Annotated in this window: 1 protein-coding gene; it reads left to right on the plus strand. The window is 45.1% G+C overall.

The window, feature by feature from the left end:
* Window positions 1-352: 352 nt before the first annotated feature.
* A partial coding sequence (gene istA, locus cpu_RS13115) for an IS21-like element ISChy4 family transposase (RefSeq protein WP_075860418.1) occupies window positions 353-1542 on the plus strand: 1190 nt, incomplete at its 3' end.

A 1542-nucleotide genomic window follows, 5' to 3' on the forward strand; every position in this document is an offset into this window, starting at 1 on the left:
CATAAATATTTGTTTAAAGGAAGATTTTACAGCTATAAAAAGCCAATTTGCACCTAAAAAATGTTACTTTTTCAGTCCTCTCGGACGGTTCCTCTCATCTGTTTTTTCAGATGAAGCGAACCGTTTTTTATGTTTTAAATTATGACTATTTTGTAACTAAAATTTAAGGATTTCTTAATAAATTTGGCTCTTTGTCAATAGTTGGGGCGGATATTTTTCTGAATGCCCACCCATAAATCCTATCAGGTGTCACCGCCGGTGTATAATTGACCCAGGAGCAACGAAAAGGAAATGACCCACCCCCTGGCGAAATATCCCTCTGATACCACTGCAAAGGATCGGAGGGAAATAAATGCTAGGGAGTGGATCTATTATCATGTTACATGAATTACAAGCAAGAGGCAAGAGTATTCGTGCAATCGCACGAGAAACAGGCCATTCCAGAAATACGGTAAGAAAATACCTCAGAGCAGAGGGCATTCCTGAAAGGAAGCCCCATCCCAAAAGAGGTTCAAAGCTTGACCCATACAAAGATACCATTCAAGAGCTCATGAACCTTGGGATATTCAATTGCGAAGTCATTTACGAAAGAATCAAGGAAGAAGGCTACACCGGAGGTCGCACTATTTTAAGGGACTATGTAAGACAATTTAGACCTCCAAAACAGGTCCCTGCCGTATGCCGCTATGAAACCAAGCCTGGCCAGCAAGCCCAGGTCGACTGGGGCGAATACACCTACATTGACGAGGAAACCGGTGAAATACGTAAGCTTTACGTCTTCGTCATGGTGCTGGGCTACTCCAGAGCCATATACGTGGAATTCACAAACCGCTGCGACGTCCGTACCTTCATCCGCTGCTTGATCCACGGGTTTGAATACTTCGGCGGAGTAACCGATATAGTTCTTACCGATAGAATGAAAACCGTAATACTGGGCACCGGTGAAAACAAAAAGCCCATATGGAACCCTACCTTTGAAGACCTTGCGGCGACCCTTGGATTTATTCCTAAAGTGTGCAGGGCACGGCGCCCCCAAACAAAAGGCAAGGTAGAAAGCGGCATAGATTTTGTCAAAAACAACTTCCTGCCGGGTAGGAAGTTCGTAGACTACGGTGATTTAAACCGCCAGGCAATAGCGTGGTGCGAAAAGAAAAACAGGAGAATACACGGTACTACCGGGGAAAGGCCTATTGACCGTCTGAAGAAGGAAAACCTCAAACCACTGCCTCCCTCTGACAGATACCAAAAATTCCTGGAAGAAGCAAGGAAAGTTCACAAAGACGGCTTTTTGAGTTTCGACGGCGTAAGATATGGCGTTCCCTGGCAGTATAGCGGAAAAGAGGTGGTGGTAAGGGACAAAAACGGTAAAATCGAAATCCTCTATGATGGGAAGGTGATAGCTGTCCACGAAAAGCATTACCGTTCAAGGAGCACCGTTTTTCTCAAAGACCAGTACAAGGGTCTAAAAGAAGCCGAGGGCATGTTTTATCCCAGGCCGAGGGCGATCAAGTTATCTTCCCTGGAAGTTGAGAAGCGTCCTCT

Origin of the sequence: Carboxydothermus pertinax, from assembly GCF_001950255.1 — a bacterium.
GTDB lineage: Bacteria > Bacillota > Z-2901 > Carboxydothermales > Carboxydothermaceae > Carboxydothermus > Carboxydothermus pertinax.